The 26474-nt window shown below is 47.9% G+C and carries 12 protein-coding genes; 6 read left to right on the forward strand and 6 right to left on the reverse strand.

Features of this window, described 5'->3' with window-relative positions; all coding sequences use genetic code 11:
• The first annotated feature begins 8 nt into the window (after window positions 1–8).
• The 3 genes from QZ327_RS00625 to QZ327_RS00635 all read left to right on the forward strand — a co-directional run bounded on the left by QZ327_RS00625 (window position 9) and on the right by QZ327_RS00635 (window position 7566).
• On the forward strand, window positions 9–980 hold the full coding sequence (locus QZ327_RS00625; RefSeq protein WP_294616238.1) for a glycoside hydrolase family 43 protein: 972 nt from the start codon (window positions 9–11) through the stop codon (window positions 978–980).
• Between the two features lie 11 nt (window positions 981–991).
• The gene (locus QZ327_RS00630) at window positions 992–3010 is read left to right on the forward strand and encodes an alpha-glucuronidase (RefSeq protein ID WP_294616240.1); all 2019 of its coding nucleotides are present in this window, start codon (window positions 992–994) and stop codon (window positions 3008–3010) included.
• Between the two features lie 482 nt (window positions 3011–3492).
• Window positions 3493–7566: a two-component regulator propeller domain-containing protein gene (locus tag QZ327_RS00635; protein WP_294616241.1), complete on the forward strand. Its 4074-nt coding sequence runs from the start codon at window positions 3493–3495 to the stop codon at window positions 7564–7566.
• A gap of 186 nt (window positions 7567–7752) precedes the next feature.
• Here the strand turns inward: QZ327_RS00635 and QZ327_RS00640 are convergent, their stop codons facing one another.
• From QZ327_RS00640 to QZ327_RS00665, 6 genes are read right to left on the reverse strand one after another with little or no spacing between them, the layout of a single operon-like run.
• The gene (locus QZ327_RS00640) at window positions 7753–10335 is read right to left on the reverse strand and encodes a glycosyl hydrolase 115 family protein (RefSeq protein WP_294616242.1); all 2583 of its coding nucleotides are present in this window, start codon (window positions 10333–10335) and stop codon (window positions 7753–7755) included.
• Between the two features lie 11 nt (window positions 10336–10346).
• A complete protein-coding gene (locus QZ327_RS00645; protein WP_294616243.1) occupies window positions 10347–11936 on the reverse strand; it encodes a glycoside hydrolase 43 family protein in 1590 nt (529 codons plus the stop codon).
• 54 nt (window positions 11937–11990) lie between these two features.
• Complete coding sequence (locus QZ327_RS00650; protein ID WP_294616244.1) at window positions 11991–15242, reverse strand: glycoside hydrolase N-terminal domain-containing protein; 3252 nt, start codon at window positions 15240–15242, stop codon at window positions 11991–11993.
• Window positions 15243–15265: 23 nt separating this feature from the next.
• On the reverse strand, window positions 15266–16543 hold the full coding sequence (locus tag QZ327_RS00655; RefSeq protein ID WP_294616245.1) for a glycosyl hydrolase family 8: 1278 nt from the start codon (window positions 16541–16543) through the stop codon (window positions 15266–15268).
• 34 nt (window positions 16544–16577) lie between these two features.
• Window positions 16578–19073: a family 43 glycosylhydrolase gene (locus QZ327_RS00660; RefSeq protein ID WP_294616247.1), complete on the reverse strand. Its 2496-nt coding sequence runs from the start codon at window positions 19071–19073 to the stop codon at window positions 16578–16580.
• Window positions 19074–19095: 22 nt separating this feature from the next.
• On the reverse strand, window positions 19096–21054 hold the full coding sequence (locus QZ327_RS00665) for a glycoside hydrolase family 97 protein (protein WP_294616249.1): 1959 nt from the start codon (window positions 21052–21054) through the stop codon (window positions 19096–19098).
• A 552-nt stretch (window positions 21055–21606) separates the two neighbouring features.
• On the opposite strand from QZ327_RS00665, the gene QZ327_RS00670 reads away from it, so the two are divergent.
• The 3 genes from QZ327_RS00670 (at window position 21607) to QZ327_RS00680 (ending at window position 26456) form a co-directional block, all read left to right on the forward strand.
• Window positions 21607–21825 (forward strand): hypothetical protein, encoded by a 219-nt coding sequence (locus QZ327_RS00670; protein ID WP_294616250.1) that lies wholly within the window; start codon window positions 21607–21609, stop codon window positions 21823–21825.
• A gap of 42 nt (window positions 21826–21867) precedes the next feature.
• Window positions 21868–24978, forward strand: a complete 3111-nt coding sequence (locus QZ327_RS00675) for a two-component regulator propeller domain-containing protein (protein WP_294616252.1) — start codon at window positions 21868–21870, stop codon at window positions 24976–24978.
• A gap of 107 nt (window positions 24979–25085) precedes the next feature.
• On the forward strand, window positions 25086–26456 hold the full coding sequence (locus QZ327_RS00680; RefSeq protein WP_294616255.1) for a glycoside hydrolase family 43 protein: 1371 nt from the start codon (window positions 25086–25088) through the stop codon (window positions 26454–26456).
• Window positions 26457–26474 lie beyond the last annotated feature (18 nt).

The following is a 26474-nucleotide window of genomic DNA, read 5'->3' on the forward strand; positions in this document are numbered from 1 at the left end:
GCTTTATCATGAAAAAAGAAATGAGATACTTGGTGCCGGGAGATTATATGGCAGATCCCGCCGTACATGTCTTCAATGACAGAGTTTATATCTATCCCAGCCACGATTGGGAAAGCGGCATCGAAGAAAACGACAACGGCGACCACTTCAATATGAAAGACTACCACGTGTTCTCCACCGATGACATTATGAACGGTGAAATCAAAGACCACGGAGTAGTGCTTCAAGTAGAAGACATACCTTGGGCAGGACGTCAGTTATGGGACTGCGACGTTGCCTTTAAAGATGGTAAATACTACATGTATTTCCCGTTGAAGGACCAAAACGATATCTTCCGTATCGGCGTGGCTGTCAGTGACAAGCCCGAAGGTCCGTTCATTCCGCAAGCCAATCCGATGAAAGGCAGTTACAGCATCGACCCTGCCATCCTTGACAACGGCGACGGCGACTACTACATGTATTTCGGCGGCCTTTGGGGCGGACAGCTTCAACGCTACCGCGACAACAAGGCTTTGGAAAGCGCCGTTCTGCCCGAGGGCGAGGAACAAGCCCTGCCTGCCCGTGTAGCCAAACTCGGCAAAGACATGCTGGAATTTGCAGAAGAACCGAAGGCTGTCATCATATTGGACGAAGAGGGCAAACCTCTGACGGCAGGTGACAACGAACGCCGTTTCTTCGAAGCCAGCTGGATGCACAAGTATAACGGCAAGTATTATTTCTCCTACTCTACCGGCGATACGCACCGCCTGTGCTATGCTGTCGGCGATAATCCCTACGGACCTTTCACTTACCAGGGTGTCATCCTCACTCCCGTTGTAGGCTGGACGACACACCACGCCATTGTAGAGTATAAAGGAAAATGGTACCTGTTCCACCACGATTGTGTTCCTTCCGACGGAAAGACATGGCTCCGCAGCCTGAAAGTCTGCGAGCTGGAATACGATGCCGACGGAAAGATAATCACTATTGACGGACAATAACCTGATATGACATGAAATACAGAATATTCTCGCTTTTTTATATTGCAATGGTATTCGTGACCCAAATGGCTGCCGAAGACGGTAGCCATTTGTGGCTTCGGTTGCCTGCCGATGCACGGGCACAAATCGCGGTTCCCCGACAATCACCTACGCTGAACATTGCAGCCGAAGAGTTACGGCAAGCATGGAAGGGGACTCCCGTACAACTCACGATACAAAAAGACAAGCAGTTGCAGCCCGAAGGTTTCCGTATCCTGTGCAAGGATGGTAAGGTTATCCTGACCTCTCCTACTGAACAAGGATTGCTCTATGCCGCCTATCATTTACTCCGCTTGCAACAAACCGCCGGTTTCCAACTCACGGAGTGCGGTTCCCAACTCACGGAAAATCCCGCCTACGGCTTGCGTATCCTCAACCATTGGGACAACATGGACCGCACCATCGAGCGCGGCTATGCCGGACAGTCGCTTTGGGAGTGGGAAAAACTGCCCGGTACCCTTTCCGACAGATACAAGGCGTATGCACGGGCAAATGCCTCTATCGGCATCAACGGCACGGTGCTGAACAACGTAAATGCTTCACCCCGGATTCTTTCCGCCGAATACCTGCAAAAGATAAAGGCATTGGCAGATGTATTCCGTCCGTACGGACTACGTGTCTACCTTTCCGTCAACTTCGCCTCTCCCATGGCGCTCGGCGGTTTAAGCACCGCCGATCCCCTTGACAAAGAGGTCATCCGTTGGTGGAAAGACAAGGTGAAAGAAATCTACCGCACCATCCCCGACTTCGGCGGTTTCCTTGTAAAGGCAAATTCCGAAGGCCAACCCGGTCCCTGCGACTTCGGACGCACTCATGCCGAAGGTGCCAATATGCTGGCAGATGCGTTGAAGCCTTATAAAGGTATCGTGATGTGGCGCGCATTCGTTTACAGTCCTTCCGATGCGGACCGTGCCAAACAGGCTTATCTGGAGTTCAAGCCTTTGGACGGACAGTTCCGGGAGAATGTAATTGTCCAGGTAAAGAACGGTCCGATAGACTTCCAGCCCCGCGAACCATACAGCCCGTTGTTCGGCGCTATGCGGCATACCCCTTTGATGGCAGAGTTTCAAGTGACACAGGAATATCTGGGGCATTCCAACCACCTTGCCTACCTGGCTCCGATGTGGAAAGAGTTCTTCGAGTTTGTTGCACCCGCCTCCCTGAAAGCCATAGCCGGCGTTGCCAACATAGGCACGGATGTGAACTGGTGCGGACATACCTTCGCACAAGCCAATTGGTATGCTTTCGGACGTTTGGCATGGCAACCCGGTCTATCGGCAAAAAACATTGCCGGCGAATGGCTGAAACAGACGTTCGGTCCGCTCCCCTCACCCCGCTACGAGCAATTGGCGAAGATGATGCTCGACAGCCACGAAGCGGTTGTAAACTACATGATGCCGCTCGGGTTGCATCATATTTTCGCATGGGGCCACCACTATGGACCCGAACCCTGGTGCAGCATCCCCGGTGCCCGTCCCGACTGGCTTCCGTCTTACTATCACAAAGCCGACAAACAAGGAATAGGTTTCGACCGCAGCAGCAAAGGCAGCAATGCCGTAGCACAATACCCCGAAGCGCTGGCTAAACAATATGACAACATCGGCACCTGTCCGGAAGAATTTCTTCTGTGGTTCCATCATGTCCCCTGGACATACCGCATGAAAAGCGGACGTACGCTGTGGGACGAGCTTTGTTACCATTACGACAACGGTGTCCGACAGGTAAGAGACTTTCAGAAAACATGGGATGCCGCCGAAAAACACATCGATGCGGAGCGTTTCCACGAAGTGCAGTCGCACCTGAAGACGCAGGTCCGCGATGCCGTCTGGTGGAAAGACGCATGCCTGCTTTACTTTCAGAAGTTTTCCGGCATGCCCATACCCTACGACATTGAGCGCCCCGTACACGAACTGAAAGAGTTGCAGAAAGTACATCTTCCCATCAGTAACTACGAATGTCCTACGAAAGAGTTGCTGAATAAAAACAGATAAGGAACATTATCCGTAAATAAAAGCCCCGTGGCTGACAGCTTCTTTTTCTTCCGATGTTCCCACTTAATTGGGAACGTATTCCCTGCACGTTGGGAACGTATTCCCAATTTGGTGGGAACGCGTTCCCAGTAAGCTGGGAATAAAGTTCCACCACGCAGAAAACGAGTGGCACTCGTATATCACTGATAATAAGCGCCTGGCGGGAATATTTCACCGGTCTATTCTTATCCGTTTATTCTTCACCGGTCCGTTTCCGTCTGTCCGCTTCCGCCTGTCTGTTCGCACAGACTCTCCGGTCATGTCCCCAGGTATAGCTGTCGGCTTTTCACTCCTATCCCAAAGGGAGATAACTCTTTACAACTCTCTTTAACTCCTGTAAATGAAAAAGCAGTAAAGAGCCATAGGGAATAAGGCGGACATACATCCCATTATTGAACTTTTTTACGTAATTTTGTATTAGCAAACAATATCCTAAACCAATAATGAAACGGAAACTAATAAGTTGCTTTCTATATCTGCTTTTATCCGCTTTATGTTACGGGCAAACGGGCAAGCTTTTCACTGTGGACAACGAATTGTCCAGTAGCATGACCAACTGCATCTATCAAGATAAAGAAGATATTATATGGATAGCTACCGAAGACGGGCTGAACCGGTACGACGGAGCCAAGTTCAGCGTATACAAACACAGTTTCCATGAAGAGCACTCCCTGCACAATAACTATGTCCGCACACTTTTTCAAGACACGAAAGGAACTTTCTTCATAGGTACGTTGAACGGCTTGCAGACATACGACCATGCCACAGGTATCTTCTCCAACGTTCCCATGATTTCGAAGACAGGGCAGAAACTGGAAGCGAACATAGCTACCATCATCGAACGCAGCAACGGCGAAATATTAATCGGCACGTCCGGACACGGCATATTCTCCCTGAACATCAAGCAAGAATGCTTGGAGGCTTTACAAATGCCTGAATATGTTCCAAGCTACTTCATCAGCCAACTCTATGAAGACCGCAAAGGAACATTATGGGTCATTACCAATAACAAAGGAATATACAGCATAGATAAAGACAAAAAAATAATACGCCATCAGAGCGAAAAAGGCATAGTATGGCCTTCTTCCATCTGCGAAGACGAATCCGGAAACATTTATGCCGGATGCCTGAAAAACGGGCTGTTCAAATACAATCCCCTGACATACAGCTTCGCACACATCAGTTATCCCGCACAGCCGCAACTGCCCGTGAAAGCCCTGTATTGCATGAATCAGGATGAGATATACGTAGGAACCGACGGAAACGGGATGAAAGTGTACAACATCCGGGAAGAGACGATAACGGACTTGCCTATAAACATCACCAGTTTCAACTTCAACAAATCCAAGATACACTCCATCCTCAAAGACAGGCAAGGTAATATCTGGCTGGGGTTCTTCCAGAAAGGGGCAATGGTGATTCCACCCGTCATCAACAAATTCAAGTACATGGGATATAAATCCTCTACCCACAACATTATCGGTTCTTCCTGCATCATGTCCGTATGCAAAGCTCATAACGGCTCGTACTGGATAGGGACAGACAATGACGGCATCTATTGCATCACTCCGGACGGAAAACAAAAGGCACATTTCGAGCATATCCCCAACACGGAGCATTCCGTATCGTCCACCATCATGAGTATTTACGAAGACTCCGACAACAATCTCTGGATAGGCTCATACCGTGACGGGCTTGCCAAATTAAATCCCCAAACGGGGCATTGCGAATATATCCCTCTGCTCAGCAAGCAACACAAACCTGTGCAAAGCGTATACAGTATCGTTGAAGACCGCCACAGGCAACTTTGGGTGGCAGCCATGGGGGCAGGAGTATATCGTCTCGACCTGGATACCAAAGAGGTGTTTCTCTGCCCTCCGCCCGAAAACGGCTTGGAATATCACCCCGAAAGCAACATGCTGCATAATTCGTGGATCAACTGCCTGCTGTACAGTACAAACGACAAACTTTATATCGGTACTTACGATGGCTTGAGCTGTCTCGATATCCCGACCATGAATTTCACATCCACCTATAACGTAAACCGCCTGATGCAAGGAAGCGTCATCTATGCACTCCACGAGGATGCTTATCACAATATCTGGATAGGGACCTCGCAAGGGTTGAACCTGTTGAACCATAAGACGCACGAGATTACCCGATACACCACATCCGACGGGCTTCCCAGCAACTCTATCTCTGCCATCGAAGGAGACTCGGACGGCTATTTGTGGATAAGCACCAACTACGGCATATCCCGGTTCAAGCCCGACACACAAACATTCGTCAACTTCTATGCAAGCGACGGCCTGCAGGGAAATGAGTTCAGCAAAGGAGTATCATTCGCAGCACCCGGAGAAGAACTGATTTTCGGCGGAACCAACGGTATCACCTACTTTACTCCCCAAAAAATAACAAGCCCCAACAAGAAACCGGAAATACGTATCACCGACTTCTATATCCACGACAAAAGTGTAAAGTCAGGCATGAAATCGGGCAGTCAGAATATCGTCACTACCTCCGTAATGAATGCCGACAGGTTTCACTTGTCACACAAAGACAATTCATTCAGCATCGAATTCTCCGCCATGGAGTTTTACAGTCCGGAACGCATCAGTTATTCTTACATGTTCAACAACAGCACGTGGATAGACCTGCAACCCGGAGTCAACAGAGTATCATTCAGCGGACTGGCACCGGGCACCTATCACTTCCGGGTAAAAGCCAGAGATTATAATTCCTATTCCGAAATCAAGGAGCTGACCGTTGTCATTTCTCCAGCCTGGTATGTATCGTGGTGGGCAAAGATTATCTATTGTCTGGTTGCAATCGGTATCATCAGCTTCGTCATAATACAGATACGGCAACGGTATCGCGCACGCCAACAGATGTTGGAGCACATGCACGCCGAGGAGTTGAATGAAGCCAAACTGCAATTTTTCATTAACATTTCTCATGAAATACGGACTCCGATGTCACTTATCATAAGCCCGTTGCAAAAATTGATAGCAACAGATTCCGATGCCGGACGCCAACAAAACTACAATATCATTTACCGCAATGCCGAACGGCTCCTGCGGCTTGTCAATCAGCTTATGGACATCCGCAAAATAGACAAGGGACAGATGCAACTCAAGTTCCAAGAGACGGAAATTGTCAGTTTCATACAAGACTTATCTTATACGTTTACTTATCAGGCAAATGCCAAACATATCAAACTGGATTTTCACCATCCCGAAATAAAAGAGCTGAAAGTATGGATAGACCCGAAGAACTTCGACAAGGTTATCTTGAACATACTCTCCAATGCCTTCAAATTCACCCCGGAGAATGGGAACATACAGATTCATCTGCGCACCTGCCATCATCCCGATGCTGCTCGGAAAACGTTGAAGCACTATTTTGAAATATGTATAGAAGATAACGGCATCGGTATCGACGAAACCGAGCTGGAACGTATCTTCGACCGCTTCTATCAGATACGTAACAGCCAAAACAGCTCAAATACGGGTACGGGCATCGGATTGCATCTCACCCGTTCACTGGTAGAATTGCATCATGGCAGCATTACCGTCGAAAACAATAACGATACTTCGGGGTGCCGCTTCATCATCCGTCTGCCATTGGGCAAAGAGCACCTCAGTCCGGAAGAGATAGATACTCAGGCAACAAAGAAAAGCCCGGTACACGTCATGACGGCATTGCCGGTTCCACCACTTGCCGAATCTCCTCAGAAGGTACGCTCCAAATCCAAATATCGTATCTTGGTCGTAGAAGATGATGAAGAAATACGCCGTTATATCTGCCAGGAGTTAAGCAACGACTTTCACATGCAGGAATGCAACAATGGAAAAGAAGCCCTTGCACACATTCTCAAAAAGACTCCGGATTTAATTATCAGCGACATCATGATGCCCGAAATGGATGGCATAGCTCTTTGTTCAAAGATAAAGCAGAACATCAATATCAATCATATTCCCATTATACTGCTTACCGCCAAAAGCCGTGAGGAAGATAACCTGGAAGGACTCAGCATAGGAGCAGACGCCTATATAACAAAACCTTTCAACATTGAGATACTCAGGCAAAATGTCTTTAATCTGATTAAGAGCCGGGAGAGATTGAGAAATAAATTCCAAGGCAACCAGATACAGGAGGAACGGACACAGAAATTAGAAACGGACTCACCGGACGAACGTTTGCTGGACCGCATCATGAAAGTAATCAATGACAATATAGCCAATCCTGAACTGAATGTCGAAATGGTAGCCGAAACCGTAGGTATCAGCCGCGTGCATCTGCACCGTAAATTGAAAGAACTGACCAACCAGTCTACCCGCGACTTGATACGCAACATCCGGCTGAAACAGGCCGCAAGCCTGCTGGCAAGCAAACGGCAAAATGTCAATGAAGTCGCCGCCTTGACGGGATTCAGCAATGTGGCTTATTTTGCAACTGCTTTTAAAGAGTTATATGGCATGACCCCTACCGCTTATATGGAACAACATGCGGAATGATTAACAGCAAGTGTGTCACAACTCCGACAGTCAGCATCATTCTGCCATGCAAAGCGGCGCGAAAACTATACCTTTTTTTGATTGTTTCATTAAGGTATAGCCTTCGCGCCGCTCCGAATGATAAAATAAATGGCAGTCTTTAATATTGCCTCTTTATATACAAAAATATGTGTCTAAAAATCGTCCTTATTTTCCTCTTTGACAAGGAGACTCATCCATAAACAAGTACGTATTCCGGTATCCACCCCAGTCTACAATAATCTTTTCGAATACGATTCCCGGGTCTAAAGGCTTCAAGACAAGAGTCTGCAAACCGTTCTGCGATACCGGCAATTCCAATTTCACCTTGCTTTCAACCACTCTTCGGGCAACAGTCGGATACAAAGTCGTATACACATTCTCCGGTTCTTCATTCAGGTTTGCATTGAAATTGACAGTCTCCACATCACCGCCACTGAACCCTACTTCATATTTGTGCCCTTTGGCATCGTGAAATGCCAATGTCGATTTCACCACAACACGTACAGTCACTTCCGTAACGTCTTTTGGAATCTCCATCTTATAAGAGAGGAAAGCACCCGCAACATCTTTAGAATAAGGCATCAGCGCCATGCCACTCAATGTACGTCCCATATAAGGGATAGCCGTCCATTGTGCCTCGGCAGCGTCCTTCTTCTCAAAATAATGTTCGGCTTCTATCGCCACTACGTTGTTCCGGGCTTTAAAGACATATCCTCCTACAGCTTTTTCCGGCTCCTCGATGCGATACACTTCCGGTTGCTTGTCTGCCGGGAAATTATCATGCCAGGAAGTATAACCGATGTGTTTCTGTATCATCATGTTCTTCCATTTGCCACCCGACATCACATTGTTGTAGTCGTCACACAGGTACTTGTCACGTTTAAAGGTCTGTTCAACCTTATCCGCCCAATAATTTGCCTGCGGATTACGCTCTTTATAAAGTTTATGGTTCATCGCCTGCGCATAATACATCTCATACAGGTTTGCCATTGCCTGCACAGGAAAAAGAATCAGTTGCTTGTATGCGTCCTTGTATTCCGGCATAAGTGTCATATATTGGCGCAACGCTTCCGCCTCGAGCTTTATAAACTCGTCAGAGACCTGCTTCCACTCTCCCGTTTCCAAGTTATAGGTCTTCCTATCAAGCATTTCGGGAGTAACCCTACCGGCATATTTACTGTATAAGTTCAAGATACGCATAGCCTCGTCTGCCTGGTTTCTGCCAAACTGTTGGGCACAGAACTCACGCGGATGTTCCAGCAGGTTATCAACCGTATAACGTTTAGGATTCCATGCCATGTCAAGAAACAAAGTGATGGGATATTCCATCGGTTTCAAGTCACCGACATTAAGCACCCACAGTTTGTCAACTCCATAATCGTAAGTCAGCTGCAACTGTTCCCACATATTCTGAATAGGAGTCACATTGAGCCATTTTGTATTACGGGGTGCTCCCACATAGTCTACATGATAATAGATTCCCCAGCCGCCGGGATGTTTTCTCTCTTCCAAATTCGGCAAACGACGCACATTTCCCCAATTATCATCACTCAACAGCATGATGACATCGTCCGGCACTCTGAGCCCCATATCATAAAAACGTTGCACTTCCTTATACAAAGCCCACACTTGCGGACGTTTTTCCGGAGCTTTTCCCGTCACTTCTTTAATGATGCGCCGTTGGTTCTTGAAGATCTTCTCCATTAAACGCATATTCTCTTTATCGCGCGATACATATTTATCATCCTCTCCTTCCTTTCCACCCATAGGTGTGTCGCCATCACCTCGCATGCCGATAGTTATCAGGTCTTCCGTATCAACGGCGCGCTCAATGCCTTCGCGAAAGAAACGGTCGATTACTTTCTGATTGGATGTATAATCCCATACCCCGTATTCCTTACGCTTTCTCGCCCACTCCTGATGATTGCGTGCCATGGGTTCATGATGTGATGTTCCCATGATGACCCCCATTTCATTGGCAGTCTTGCTGTTTTCTGGATCATCCGCATAAAAGCTCCAACCCCACATGGCGGGCCACATAAAGTTTCCACGCAGGCGCAGAATAAGTTCGAACACACGCGCATAGAAACGGTGGTCTCCATAGTTTGTACCATACGTATGTTTCACCCAACCGGTCAGGCAAGGAGCCTCATCGTTCAGGAAAATACCGCGATACTTCACTGCCGGTTCGCCTGCCGTATAGCTTCCGCGGGCAATGGATAAATTCTGCCGGGGCATTACCGGCACATCGGCCCAATCATACCACGGAGAGACACCTATCTGTTCCGACAGTTCATATATTCCATAAATCGTTCCGCGCTTATCGCTACCTGCAATGACCAGTGCTTCATCCACTCCTTTCAAAGGGGCGGACACTACCGTCATCAGGTACTTTTCGTTCTTGCCATCCAGTAATGAAGCATCCAGTTTCTTCGCTTGCACCAACTCTTTTATATAACGGCTTTTAAGGGTGCCCACTATAATCATGCGCTTCGCCCCCGCCTCGAACTGCAAACCGGCAGCCTTGCCGGTTACCCGTTTGAAGTCGTTCTGAAGATTTTTTGCGGCTATCATTACTCCCGTATCTTCTTGCCCGTCTATCAATATGGCATTGGGAATACCGTTCTCAACAAGTGTAAAACGGTCGGATGCCAACTGATTAAAAGTTATGCCTTTATTATCTATGGCTCCCGCATCCAAACACAAGATTGAGAGTAACAATATCCAAAAAGACTTTTTCATTTTCATGGTACGCTTCATTATTTATTATATTCAAAGAAATCTATGTCCACATAGCCTCCCAAAGATTTTGTGGCATAATTGAAGATTGCAAACTTACTTCCCATAAAGAATTTGGTCCAATCGAAAACCATCTTACAAGGCTCTCCAATCTGTTTCCATTCCTTATTGTCATAACTATAATAGAAAGTAGCCACATCTTTTTTATTTGCAAAATCACCGTCTATACGAAGATAAACAAGATTCTTCTTACAAGCTACGGTTTCTTTCTCCACAATCTCCACATTAGTCACCCGCTTCTCCTTGTCCGACAAGCTGACAGACTGGTGAGACATCACCAATTGCTTTTTCCCATCTTTCATCTGTATGGCAAGTACTCCGGACAGCCCGTTGAAAGCACTGAAGCCCGCCACATCACCGTCTTTCATCTTCGACACATCCATTGCCACCACACCACTGCACTTCGGAGCGCTCATACGCTGTGTCAATGTGTTAGGAGCCAAAAACAGATTGTCTACCACACGTCCGGTCTTTAAACGCAAAAAGCCCGGGCGTTCCGTCAGCGACCAACAATCGTCCAGCGGATTGTGGTTCCACTGCCAGTTAAGGCTTAAACGGGTGCTGCTAAAATCATCACTTCCCATGATCCCCCCCTTGCAATCTTCCGGGAAAGTTTTCATAACCATAGACTCAGGCACACGTCCTTCGCTATCACCCAACATGGGCCAGCCATCTACCCAGCGGCAAGGCATCAAAGTCGGTACACGTCCTATGCCACCCCGGTCTTGAAAAATAAATCCATACCAATTTCCATCCGGTGAGTCTACAATACAGCCTTGCCCCACACCGCCGTAACCTTGAAATTCCGATTCAAGAATTACTTTCTTCTCGTACGGACCGGTTATTTTATCGGCGCGGTAACATACCTCACGACGCAATCTTCCGGGTATGCTCCAATCCATAGAAATCATCATCAGGTAATATTTACCGTTATACTTGAACGCCTGGCTTCCTTCCAATAACCCCTGTTCATCGGCATCCCGCTCAAATATCTTCATATCTATGCCGCCGGGTTCCACATCACTAAGATCGCTCTTCAATTGACGCAACTCTCCCGTACCATAAAACAGATAGACCTTACCGTCATCGTCAAAAAGCAAAGAAGCATCGTGATGATGAGGCGGGCGGGAAACCAAAGTCCACTCTCCCGCCGGGTCTTTTGCCGTATAGATATAACCGCGATGTGGTTCGTCATTGGGCGAGAACCACACATAGAACTGCCCGTTATGGTAGCGGATGCTCGATGCCCACTGTCCTCGTCCATACGCGGTACCTTCCTGCAAATCATAACGGGGCAAATCTGTCAGTTTCTGAAACACATAACTGATTGTTTCCCAATGTACCAGATCTTTGGAACGCATTATGGGGCAACCCGGCATCAAATGCATGGTAGTACTCACCAAATAGTAATAATCGCCAACCCTTATCATCGACGGGTCGGGTACATCCGCATTAATCACCGGATTAGTAAAAGTCTCCTGCTGTTGCGCAACGGCTCCCAATGAAAGAAGCAATAGGGCTACGGAAACTGCTGTTTTCTTTAAATTCATAAGTATTTATATTTAAGTAAATGTTGAAATCTGCATAACAGGTATTGCAATTTATCAATTCAATGTCGTTCTCTCAAACAGGTATTCTTTACCGGGTTCGGTCTCCACATCATATTCATATACCTTATAGAGTATAGGCAACTGAAGTGCGCCCAACTTCTTCGATATCAATGGTGCCGCAACTTCTGCCGGCGCATACAACATATTCGGGCAATCGCCTTCTGCCGGTTTTAGCCCTTCGCCTTTCAAAGGCACATAACTGCGAATACGCAACACTCCGCCGATACGCGAATGTATCTTCGCCTTAAGCAACTGTGCTCCTTCCCATTGCATATCAACTACAAAACCGCCACGAGCAACCAAACCGCTGATACTTCCTTTATTCCACTCCTCCGGTAAGGCGGGAAGCAGCTGCACCGCTCCATCATGGCTTTGCAACAGCATTTCTGCCACGCCTGCCGTATACCCGAAATTACCGTCTATCTGGAAAGGCGGATGTGCATCGAAGAGATTGGGGTACGTACGGCCTTCGGGAAATTCACGTTGCTTGTCGTCACCCGGAAGAATACGAAGCATATTCTTTATAATTTCATAAGCATGATTACCGTCGAGCATACGCGCCCAGAAATTTATTTTCCAGCCGATACTCCAGCCCGTTGCAGCATCGCCCCGTTGCAAAAGGGTATTCCGGGCAGCCTGAAACAGTTCAGGATGAAGCCGTGGTGAAATCTGATTACCGGGATACAACCCGTATAGATGTGAAATATGGCGATGTTCGTCACGAGGATTATCAACATCTATCAACCATTCCTGAAGTTGGTTATGACGTCCGATCTGCATAGGCGGCAATTGCCTGAAAGCGGTTGCCAACGAATCTTGGTACTCCTTCGGTTCGCCTAATACGCGAGCGGCAAGCATGGTGTTGTAGAGCGCATCAAAAGCTATCTGATTATCCATAGTACATCCGGCCGTAATGGAAGAACCGGCATACCCATGTTCGGGCGATACGGAAGGAGCCGTTACGAGCCAACCGTTTTGGGGATGTTTTACCAAATGGCTCAGATAGAAATCGGCAGTACCTTTCATTACCGGATAATACCGGCGCAGGAACTCTTTATCTCCGGTGAACAGATAGTGCTGCCACAAGTGTTGTGCCAACCAGGCTCCGCCGTTGGGCCACATGCCGTAATAGGCAGCATCCACCGGACCGCAGGCACGCCACAAATCGGTGTTGTGATGAGCCACCCAGCCACGTGCGCCATAAAGGGTCTCGGCTGTTTTCTTACCGGTCGTGCTCAGTTCACTCACCATGTCAAAGAGCGGTTGGTGATTTTCCGACAGATTCGTCACCTCGGCGGGCCAATAATTCATCTCCGTATTAATGTTAATCGTATATTTACTATCCCACGGAGCATTCACACTATTGCACCACAACCCTTGCAGATTGGCGGGTTGCCCGCCGGGCTGCGAAGAGGAAATCAGCAAATAACGGCCATACTGAAACATCAGCGCCATAAGGTTCTGGTCTTTTCCCTCTCCGAAAGCGGCGACACGTTTGTCTGTAGCCAGCGCAGACGCCGCAGTGGAAGGTATGGAGAATTTCACACGGTCGAACTGTTTTCTATATGCAGCTATATGGTTGGCAAGAGCCTGCTCGTATGGAACCTTTACGGCACGCTTCAAACCGGCAGAGACACGTTTCGAGGCATTGCCACTCACATCGCGGTAATTCACAAAGTTTGTTGCGGCGGATATATAAAGGGTGGCTACGGTAGCTTGGTTCACCACCACTGCCTCTTTCGATTTACCGGACTTTCCATCATGTCTTACCCATACCCGGCATTCGGCATTCAGTGCCGCAGGAATACCCTCCTGCTCCGCACCTTCGCATTTCACAATCAGCTCGTTTCCCTTGGCCGTCACCTCATGCTTTAAAGGAGAGTTATAACCCAGTTCGAAGTTCAGCGCTTTCGGTTTATCGGCTTCCATCCTGACTACAATCACATCATCGGCAAATGATGAAAAGACCGTACGCGTATACGTCACCCCGTCCACTATATAACGGGTAACAGCCATCGCATTTTCTATGTCCAGTTCGCGATAATAGCCTGCTGCACTCTTATGTTCCGGTTGATTAATGAACAAGCTGCCCATTGTAAGAAAGCGCATGCCATGTTGTCCGGTAAAGAAATTCCCGTCTATCAGTTTCTGTGCTTCCGACAAGCGATTGGCAAATACAAGCTCACGTACTTTGGCTAAAGTCTCTTTCCCTTTCGGATTATCATTGCTGTAAGGTCCGCCTGCCCAAAAGGTCTCTTCATTAAGTTGGATTTCTTCCTTGTCCGTACCGCCGTAAACCATGGCTCCTAAACGGGAATTGCCCACAGGCAATGCTTCTACCCAACGCTGTGCCGGCGCAGCGTACCATAGTTTCATCCGGGTTGCTTCCTGCTTGTTTACCAACGCCTTGTATCCCAGCAAGCGCAACATCGTTTCAGCATAACGGGCGCCCAGCATACGGTATCCGTAAGCGGTAAAATGCAGATTATCACCTGCCGCCGGACAGCCTGCAGATGAAATGACGTGTGCCGTAGGAATGGTCTGCGGCAACGCATCTATAATCTCATTCATGCTTGCACAAATACCCTTTTGATCGGCATGTACCACCTCTCCCGCCAACAAAGGCACTTCCTCGGCTTTCAGGTTCAAGTCCGCCAATAAATTCTCGTAAACCCCTTTCAGTTTCCGCGGCCATTCCTTGTCACCCGTATTCGATTCTCCCTGATGCACCAGAATACCTTTTATTACTCCGTCTTTCTGCGCCCTCTTCGCCAAATCCACCAACCAGGCATAAGGGTTATTGTCGTAAGCCTTCACAATGTTTTTCAACCAGTCCGGTTGGGAAGCGATGTGCCCGGCATAAATCTCTTTGTCGAACAGTTCGATACGGCAACCGCCGATAGCCACATTGATAACACCCACCTTTATTTCCGGCGGCAAATTATCTACCATAGTACGTCCGAAGTAGTCGCACGGAGTCAGTCCCGTATTGCAACGCGACAACGGCGGAACAGCTCTATACCACTCTCCTTTCACCCTCCCGCGTTCGGGACAATCCACAGCAGACATCATCAGGAAACGTTCACTTATTCCGATGCTGTCTTGTGGTTCCACACGTGCATTACCCTCCATATTGGATTGACCGAAAGCCAAATAGATATGGAAATTCTTATCTTGCGCATATATTGCCGAGCTTATTCCCAAGAAAAGGCATGCCAGCAATGCGTTTATTACTCTATTTTTCATTTCTACTTTTCAAATTTACAGTGTTAATGTTCTTTGGGAAATATAATCCGATAGTTTCCGCTCAGATGCATAAAAGCAAACAAACGAAGCAGCCCGTCATAATAAGCGTCAAAATAGCCGTCATCATAAGGTACGTGTTTTGCGTTCCATAAACGGTCCACAAACTCGCGGCTCTTGTCGTGTGTGCAAACCAACGAAACCGCAGCCGTAGTGGCAACCAGTCCCAAGGAATGTCTCAGTTTTTTATAGCCGCCGGCTCCCAGCAGTTCCGTCACGGGTGTACCGTCCACGTTATACTGGTCTACGAAGCTGTCTATGCCTTGGGCATAAAAGAAGTTTTGTATCTTATTGCCATATTCCTGCTGCCACTTTATATCCGCACACGCCCACGAATAATCCAACGCAATATTCATAGGCACACGCCATGAGTCAAAACGAAAAGCATCACCTATAATCCGTTTGCTGCCAAGCAGCGTACCGTCATAATTATTATAATCAGGATTAAGTCCCGTTACGGGATGAATGCTTTTATGCAGGTATTCGCGGCTTTTGCGGGCACATTCGCGCCAGAACTTGCTTCTTCCGTCCTGTGCCCACCGCGCCCATACCTCATAAAAAGCAGGGACATGGTAAGAAGGGTCTGTAAACCGCCCGCCAAAAGGATCGGGCGTGAACGTTATCAACTGATGCTCCAGATTAATCAAGGGGGCGACACGATCCATTCCGGCTTTCTGCATCGAACAATCCAGGATATTCCGGGCTTCCGCAAGGTAATCGATACCCGTCGTATCCCCCCAACGGTTAGAAGCGAAAATCAGTGCCGTGACGTAATAAAGTTCTCCGTCGGAAGCCGGTCCTTGAGCGTTACGCGTACCGTCCGTCTTACAACTCCATGCAAAGTAACCTTTCAAAGGACCTTCCTGGTGTTGCATATACCTCTTGCCCCACCGCCATAAACGGTCGAATATGTCTTTCCTGTCGAACTGGACCGCAATCATCAGCCCATAGGACATTCCCTCCGTACGTACATCATGATTTTTTATATCGCTGATATAAGCCATCGAATCGCCTACCTCAAAATAGACTTTGTCCGGTCCGTAGAAAACACTCTCGAATACCGATGCCAGCTTTTCATCAATATCTTTCCGGCTATAGCCTAATTCAGCAAAGAGATTACGGTAACGTCCTGTCTCAAAAGCGCCTTTGTCATAAGGTTGCCCGCAAGCGGGTTGTCCGTAAACAACCGCTTGCGCCAATGATAAAACAATCAAAATAGTTCTTACAATCTTCGTGTTTTTCATGATATATAAACTTATAAAATAATTACATACTCGTTTACTTCCTGAACAAATGAGGAACAAACTCACGCAAACAACGCCGCCACGTCAGCCATTCGTGCCCTGTACCCTTCGATTCATAATATTCGGCATTAATACCGATTTCGTGCAAGGAGTCCACCAATTGTTTCGTACCGAACTGTTCTTCCGTTCCGCACCCTAAGAATAAATAGTGTACCTTTTTATTGAACTTGCCCGCATCGGCAAACACCCCGTTATGGCATGTTTTCACGTCAAGCCCGAAGATAGCGCCACTGAAAGCACCTATGTAGGAAAACTTATCCAGATTGGGCAGAGCGGTGCTGAAAGTCTGGTGTCCGCCCCATGACAATCCTGCCATGGCACGGTGTTCACGGTCCGTATACGTCCGGAATGTCTTATCAATCATCGGTATCAAATCCTCCAATATCACTTTATAGAAAGATGCACCATACAAAGCCCTTTCCTCATTCACATCCTTACCTTTGCGAGGAATGAAAGGAGCTTCCACATCACCGCTATCCATTACCACAATCATCGGCACACACTGTCCGGAAGCTATCAGGTTATCCATTATATGCTGCATGCATCCTTGGGTGGACCATCCGGTCTCATCCTCTCCCATACCATGTTGCAAATAGAGTACTGGATAGCGTTTCTTTACATTGGTCTCGTATTCAGCCGGTGTATAAACCATGCAACGGCGAAACTCTTTTTTCGCTTCCGAATAATAGGTACAAGAGCGCACTTGCCCGTGAGCCACTCCTTGCTGCGGACGATAATAATCGCCTTCTTTCCCCTCAGGAACCTCTATTCCACTTGCCATACGGCAACATCCGAAGAACGTATAGCTGGACGGATCGACTACCGACACGCCATCCGCTATCAGAAAGTAATAATGGAATCCTACAACAAGCGGGTCGGTCTTTACCGTCCAAAAGCCTTCCGCATCTTTTTGCATATCATATTTCTTGCCGCCGCAATCTACCTGGAGCCTGTTGGCTTGCGGAGCATAAAAGCGGAAATAAGCGCAACGCTCGGCATCCAAACGGGGATATTCATAACCGGGTATATTGGTTAAAGCAGCCAGCGTGGTGTTTTTCACATCTGCCACCGCATCTTGCTTGTCAAACTTCCACCAATCAAAATTAAACAATCTACATCCTTTTCTTCCCTTGAATACAAAATAGACATCGTGTACACCCGTCACAGGAGTCGTTACAGCCGCCTGCACGGTTTTCCAGCATTCCCAACCGCCGGTATGAGACACCGCGATTTCCGCAAGTAAAGTTCCGCTGATGCTGTCTGTGCGCACTTCTATCCGTCCGCCGCGAAGCGCACTGGCAACCGATGCCAAGAACTTCTTCGGAGAGTGGCTGCCAAAATCTACCTCACGTACTTTAATATAGTCGCCATTGTGAATATCGGATATGTATACGCCGGTATTGGCATTAGGTTCGGACTTCACCCCTTCCGAAAAAGCAATCGTTTCCGCTTCCACCCTTTCATAAGGGTTAAGCCGTCCCACGGGTTTCACTCCCTCACGCGTCGCATTGATTATAGGGAAAGTACCGTCCGCATTATACGTAAACTGCTCTACAGCCGCACTGCGCCCAAAACCGCCTCCACCGGGCAACTTCCCGGTATGATAGAAGAAGTAGGAATTTCCCTTGTAGTCCGTTACCCCGCAATGGTTTGTAAACGAACCCGTATCTTGCAGCGGCATGATTTCACCCGCATATTTCCAAGGACCTACGGGAGTGTCACTCATTGAATATGCAATATGTTCGGGCACCCCACCTGCCGCATAAAGCAGATAGTACTTCTTGCCATGTTTATGAAGCCACGGTCCTTCCGTATATACATCCTTATACTTTTTGCCCTTCACACGTTTGTCCGGATTGGGAGCGCCGAAACTTTCAACGGTTTGTTCCACTTTACGCACTTCGCCTTTCAGCGAAACCATATCATCATTCAACTTTGCATAATAAATATTCGGATTTCCCCAATACAAATATGCCTGACCGTCATCATCAATAAAGACCGTAGGGTCTATAAAATCCCAACTGCCGTCATAAAGCGGCTTACCGATGGCATCCTTAAAAGGACCGACCGGAGAATCTCCGACTGCCACCCCGATAGCCATTGCATTGGACAGCTTGGAATGCAGACAGACGTACCAATAAAACTTGCCGTTGCGCTCAATACATTGGGCTGCCCAGGCACGGTCGTCCGCCCATTCAAAAGACTCGATGGCGAGTGGAGAACCATGGTCTGTCCAGTTCACCATATCTTTTGTGGAATAGACACGCCACTCCTGCATCCAAAAGAAGTCCGCCTTATCTTCATCATGTCCAGTATAAACATATAGCGTGCCATCATGCACCATAGGCGCCGGGTCGCTGGTATAGCAAGTTTGCACTATCGGATTCTGCCCGTACATACCTCCTGCCGACAACAAAAGCATTCCGCTTATTATACATTTTCCGACATTTAGTTTCAATGTAGATTTCATATTATTCTGAATATAAGATTGATTATTTAGTATTACGACTGATCAGTACAATTCCACCATTGCAAGGAATATCGAGTTGCATTTCCTGCTTCTTACTGAGTTTTACGGTATGCAGGCTGCCTTCCAGGTCTTTATTATCCTGATAAACCGCCAGTTCTTTTCCCGCCTCAACCATAGGAAGCTTTATTTTCAGTTTCAACGGTTCTTTCTGCGCATTCACCCCGGCAACATACCAGGTATCCGCATGGCGGCGGGCAAGTACCACATATTTTCCCGGATAGCCGTCGATGAACCTTACTTCGTCCCAAAGCGTAGGAACCGACTTCATAAAATCCACAGCCCAGGCAGGAGCATCCGTCAAATTATTGGGAGCCAATGCAAAATGCTGCACAGGACTTTGGAACAAGACAGCCGTGGCCAATGCAAACACATCGGAAGTTACGCGGCGGCTTCCGCCCGGCGCATTTTTCGCATTGTAGTATTTATTCAGGGCACTGCCTCCAAAATCCATACTGCCTACCGTATTGCGTATGAAAGGATGCAGACAGGCATTAAAAGCCTCAGCGTCACAACTGCCTTGAGAGAAATGCAGGTTTTCACTGGCAAGCACCGCCTCACAGGCTACAAAATTAGGATACATCCGTTCCCATCCACGGGGCAATGTGCAACCGTGGAAGATAACCATCAATCCGTAATCATTGGCATCGGCAAGGATATCCTCATACAGCTGCATGGTCACCTGCTTGTCGCTGCCTATAAAATCGACTTTTATACCGCGAATGCCGATGCCCTGCATCCATTTCATCTCCTTCCGCCGTGCGATTGTATTGTTCATAATCCCTCTGGGAGATTGCGGGGCATCATTCCAATAACCGTTGGAATTATACCAAAGATAGAGCGCCACTCCCTTGGACGCCGCATAGGCAGCCAGTTCCGCCACTTTGTCCCGTCCGACCTGGGTATCCCACAACGCATCGACCAGCACGGAGCCGTATCCCATAGCCGCACTAAAGTCGATATAGCGTTTCTGCTCGTCATAGTTCATGCTATTATCACCGCCGATAATCCAGCTCCACGTGCCGCAACCATACCGGAACTGTTGTGAAGCCTCATACAACGGCTCCACCACATCGAATGCGACGGTGGTCTCCACAATCGGCGCCAACGTCCTGCCTACCGTAACCGTGCGCCACGGAGTTTCACCGGGCAAAGCTATGCCGGGCGAGACCGTTCCGTTTCCGTTATATTCCCCTTCTTGCGGAAAACCAATCGTATACAAACCCTTTTCCTTACCCAACAGACGGCTTCCGCAGTAAGCACTGCCTACTCCCGTCTCCGAAATCAGCAACCAACCCTTGTCGCGGTTCCTGAACAGGCAAGGGAAAGTATACCCATGCCCCCAACCGTTCTTTCCTGTCGCATCATCCACCGTGTAAGCAGTCTCATAGCTGGGAGAGGTCCTTGCAAACCCGCCCATAGGCGCCGACTGCGGACAAAGGAAAGTGGTGCTTCCCTCGGGCAGCACAAAACCGGTAGCCTCTTTCTTTACCACACAACAGAGCGTGTTGCCTTGCGGATAGACCTTATACTTAAATGCCACATCACAATCACTCACCTGGAAAATGACATCATACACCACCTTTCCCTCTTGGGAAAACGTATACGCCTGCACATTTGCCCGATACCGCGGGCGGCTATTCTTGATTGTGAGAAGTTGATATTCGTCATTGACAGACGACAACGGACCGATTTCACTCAACGTCATGCGCCGGCTGAAATCTCCAAGATTAGTCTCAAGTCCCAGCGGAGACTTCTCCAGAAAGAGAACCCCGTCATATACTATACTATAAGAAGGGACTCCGCCTTCATCCGATATGCTGACACACAATTTTCCATCCGGACCATACAATTTACTCTCTTTGGCAAAAGCCAAAATACCAACCCATAAGAATACCCACAAAAATAAGATACGTCTCACCATGTCTTTTTCAGATTATTTTTTTACGTTTATACAATCAATTACTCTTTATAGAATCATTCTGTTGCTTCCTCATAAGAATCCCCTGCCAGCTTAAAAAGGACGGATTGCCAATGCAGGTGTGTTTTCATTTTTTATAGCCGACAACATATTGCAAAGAAAAGCAACCTTTATCAAATTACGCTCAATCCATGTTTCAGAAACTTTCGTCCACGTTACAAATTGTTCTTTTTTGCACATAAACATGTTCCCCAGCCATCATAAAACCGTATTTCACACGTTTTTTTCATTTAGCCACGCTTTCATGGCAAAAAGGCGGCGAAACCACCTTTTTGCTTACTCCCGCCCCTGCGCCTTGCTTCCGAAACAGAAGCGGCATGCATAAAAAGCGGATGGACATGCCCCTTTTTTTCGATAAAGATGCGCTGTTTATGCGGAAAGCCGTTTTTCCCTGCCGTTGGACACAAGTGTTCCGGCCGAGAGCCGCCGGTGTCTGTGGCGAGGAACATTAATATCTGTGGTGATAAGCACTAATGTCTGTGGCGATAGACACTAATGTCCATCACGAGCGGCATTAATGTTCCTCGCCACAAACACCGATATCCGGCAAACGGGATGCCCGCACAGGGCATTTCCGGCGCTTTTCCACGCCGGTTGGTTTGTAAGGATTTCGCTATCGTGCTGGGTATGTGGCGCCGGAAAATACAGATTGTCAGAAAATGGAAGAGCCGCGCCATATTTCATCAAAAATCCTGCCGAAATCATCCGGCATAACAAAAGTTTCCATAATTTTGCCTGCCACGAAAAACATGCGCTATGAAATATCTGATCAACTTGTTATTTCTGTTTCTTTCATTACCTGTCATCGCGGAGAAATATTGTGTCTTCACTCCCATTAACGGGACAAACGGCCTGGCGGGAAACAGGGTACGTAATATAGCCCAACTGCCGGACGGCCGTATAATGATACTCACCGAAGGATTATTGAACTTGTACGACGGCACCGACTTCAGTTATTTGCATTATAACCAAAAACATATCTGCCCGTTGTCCGAATATTCCGGTTTTCACCATGAATATATAGATGCCCACGGATATGTATGGATTAAAAACCAGTATCAACTAATGGTTGTGGACATAGCGCACGAGCGTTTTGTGGAACAACCGGACAGCCTGCTTGCCACATGGGGCGCCGGTACTCCCTTAAAGGATTTCTTTATGGACAAGACCAAGAGCCTATGGGTCGTCACCGATAAAGACGAATTGCTCCGTATAAACCCAAAGAACCGGAAAGCGGAAGTTTTCCTGCATCACGTATCATCGGCAGGCAATGCCGTCGACCAACTTTACGACCTCGTCGTTTTGGACAACCGCCTGTACCTTTTCTATCGTTCAGGCTTGTTGGTCTGCCATAATCTCGCATCACGCCGGGAAATATACAGGCAGAAGCTGCCCAACGAACTTCCTGCCGGGAAATACGAAAACACTTCTTACGTAGTGCCCGGTGACAACACTTTCTATCAGCTACGCAATGGATACAACGGCGGAGTTATGTTAAACTATGACATAGCAAACAGGAAATGGGACATTGTCTTTCAAACCGACTATTGGCTAAACAGCCTTTCCATAGACAAAGACGGCAGTATATGGGTCAGTTGCCACATAGGATTATGGAACATCGATGCCGGATTAGCCCGAAAGCAGTACATCCCCGAACTCAAGCTGGTAGACGGCGACATCATACATACGGAAGTAAGCACGCTCTGCAACGACAATCAAGGCGGCATGTGGCTGGGCACCCTTAACCAAGGATTATTATATTACCACCCCAACCGTTTCCGGTTCCGGAATATCGGCAACAGCCTGTTTCCCGTCACTCCAAATACCAACATATCCGTGACCTGCTTTGTTACGGATGAAAAAGAGGACATATTGGTAGGCACCAGGAAAGGATTGTTCTGTTATACGCCTTCCAACGACAAGTTATCTCCCTATTCGCAAGAGTTGTCCGATATTTACTGCAATGTCCTATTCAAGGACAAACGGCAACGTATCTGGCTGGGCACTGCCGGGAAAGGCCTATTTTGCATCATGCCCGATGGAAAAACCGGACAGCATGTATTATCCGGCCATACCATCCATTCCATAATGGAACTGCCGGACGGGACATTGTATATAAGTACCGGCAATGAAGGATTCGGTACATTTGCTCCGGAAACCGGAACGTTTGAAAAAACAGCAGGAGTACCGGAGATTAGCCATTCAACCGTTCACCAGCTGGTTCCTTATGGGAAAGAGTGCCTGGCAGGCATCACCCCAAAAGGGTGGTTCATCTATAATCATCAAACAAAGGATTTCCGGTTCAATCCTACCCCGCACACCTGCAACGCCATTATGCCGGACCGTCAAAAACAATTATGGATTGGCTTGGAAGACGGATTACTGTTATGCAATCCGAATACGGGACAACAAAAAACATTCTACACCACCGACGGACTGGTCAACAACCCCATACGCTCCATTGTCCAGACTGCAAACAACACCATTTGGGTATCTACCGCGTATGGAATAACGCGCATCACGGAAAACATCCTGCAAGAGCCCTCGCCTTATTCATTTGCCAACTTCAACCGGTACGACGGTGTGATTACGGACGAATTTTGCGAACGTTCCGTCTTTACGGCACCCGACGGAACGCTTTATTGGGGCGGCATCAACGGCTTCAACAAATATACAAGTGCTCCTGCCGCAACAAGCCAGACACACTCCATCCCCCTGTTCACCGGAATCAAGCTGTTGGGAGAACAGATAGAACATGGCAAAACCTACAACGGCAACCGGATATTGCCTCAACCCATCACCCAAACAAAAGAAATCACACTCAACCATAATCAGAATTTTCTTACGTTGGAGTTTTCCGCCCTAAACTTCATTAACCCCACACAAACCTACTACCGCTATCAGATGACCGGTATCGACCCATCGGAAAGAGAGATACACCTTTCCGACGGCAAGGGATATGCCACCTACACCGGCATCCCGTCCGGCACTTATACATTCAGGGTACGGGCTACGGACAATAACGAAGTGTGGCAGAACAAGTATGCCGAAATGAAGATTACCGTAAAAGCCCCTTTCTGGAAGACAACACTTGCTTATATTCTCTACATTATCCTTGCCTCGGGAAGTATCGTACTCTCCACCTTTATATATATGCGCCACAAACGCCGGAAAATCATTCGCGAACAAAAGGAGAAACTGGACGAAATGAAAACCACTTTCCTGCACAACATCAATGAAGAGCTGAAAGAACCCGTCAACCGGATAATATCCCCGTTGGACAACATACTGAAGGACATCGACGAAGGAAAGAACAAACTACAGATTGAAGAGGTGCGGAACAATGCTGCGGAGCTAAAAGAGTTGGTTGACCAGCTTTCCGAAGGGATACTGTCGCCGCTCCCTTCCAATGAGAACGAATGGACACAGAAGGAATTGCTGGTGAACATGCGTCAACTGCTGGAGCAACAAGAGAAACGAAAAGAGCAAATCAGAACCACCCGGAAATCCGGACAAGACAAGTCGCTGCTATCGAGTGCCGATGAGGCATTCCTCCGTAAAGTGCTTCATTTGGTGGAACAGAATATAGACAATCCCAAATATTCGGTAGAAGTATTGAGCCGCGACATGGGGATGGACCGCACCGGACTATACCGCAAACTTATTTCGGTAGTAGGCAAAACGCCTACCAACTTTATCCGGTCCATCCGTCTGAAACGGGCATCCCAACTGCTGAAAGAAGGCTATACCGTGGCGGAAGTCGCTGACCTCGTAGGTTTCAGTACTTCCAGCTATCTGAGCAAATGTTTTCAGGAAGAGTTCGGCATGCGCCCGTCACAATACCTGAACCGGCAGAAACAAGCGTGAAACCGGGCACTTTTCAACGAGAGTGCTACTTTCTGCAACATTTGTAGCCCACGCTTGGCTACGTACGGACTACTTTTGCATCATCATTCAATTTTAAAATTTATATCATGAAAAATGTAAAAGTAGGTATTGCCGGAATATCGCTTCTTATGTCCGGTTGGCTCACGGCACAGAATACCGACTGTGCAAAAACGGCCTTGAACATGCCCATCATTCAAACCAAGTACACAGCCGACCCGGCTCCTATCGTGTACAACGACACGGTCTATCTCTTTACCAGCCACGATGAGGATGACGGCGAGAATTTCCACATGAAAGACTGGTTGCTCTACACCTCTACCGATATGGTGAACTGGCAGGACCGCGGCGCCGTGGCATCGCTCAAAGACTTCAAATGGTACAAAGGCGAAAACGGCGCCTGGGCGCAACAGGTGGTTCGCCGCAACGGCAAGTGGTACATGTATTGCCCCATCCACGGCAACGGCATCGGCGTGTTGGTGGCAGACTCTCCTTACGGTCCTTTCAAAGACCCTATAGGCAAACCGTTAGTATGGCAAAAAGAGCACTGGGATGACATCGACCCCACAGTGTATATCGATGATGACGGGCAGGCATATATGTACTGGGGCAACCCGAACCTCTATTGTGTGAAACTGAACGAGGACATGATTTCCTATTCGGGCGAAATCATGCAACTGCCCCCTATCGAAGATTATCAGGAAGGTCCCTGGTTCTATAAACGCAACGGACACTACTATTTGGCGTTTGCCTCTACCTGCTGCCCCGAGGGCATCGGTTATGCCATGAGCAAAAAGCCGCTTGGTCCCTGGGAGTACAAAGGGCACATCATGGACCACACGCCGCGCACCCGTGGCAATCATCCGGGCATCATCGACTACAAGGGTAAGTCCTACTGCTTCGGTCAGAACTACGACATCTTCCGCCTCGAAACCAGCCGTCACGCAGAACGCCGTTCGGTTTCAGCAGCCGAAATGGAATACAATGCCGATGGCACCATCCGCGAACTTCCTTATTTCCAGGATTGCAAATTGGAGCAGATTGAAAGTTTCAACCCCTACCGCAAGGTAGAAGCAGAGACTATGGCATGGGGATACGGATTGAAGACCACTCCAAAAAATCCATGGAGCCATGACCGTTGGAACCAGCTGGTTACCGACATTGACGATGGTGAATATCTAATGCTGAAAGGCGTGGACTTCAAAAAGGGCGCCGCCCGCTTTACGGTATCCGCTTCGTGCCATCTTTATGGAGGCAGCATTGAAATACACATCGGTTCCGAGGATGGAAAATGTATCGGCACTGTCCACATCACCCATACCAAGAGCGAACTGAAAGAGTTTGAAACCGCCATACAAGGCGTGAAAGGAGTGCACGACCTCTACTTTGTATTCAAAGGCTGTAAACAGCAGAAAAAGAACCTGTTTATGCTGGATTGGTGGAAATTCACGGAGAAATGAACAAAATTCACATAGAAT

This window comes from uncultured Bacteroides sp. (assembly GCF_910578895.1).
In the GTDB taxonomy this organism is placed as follows: Bacteria; Bacteroidota; Bacteroidia; order Bacteroidales; family Bacteroidaceae; genus Bacteroides.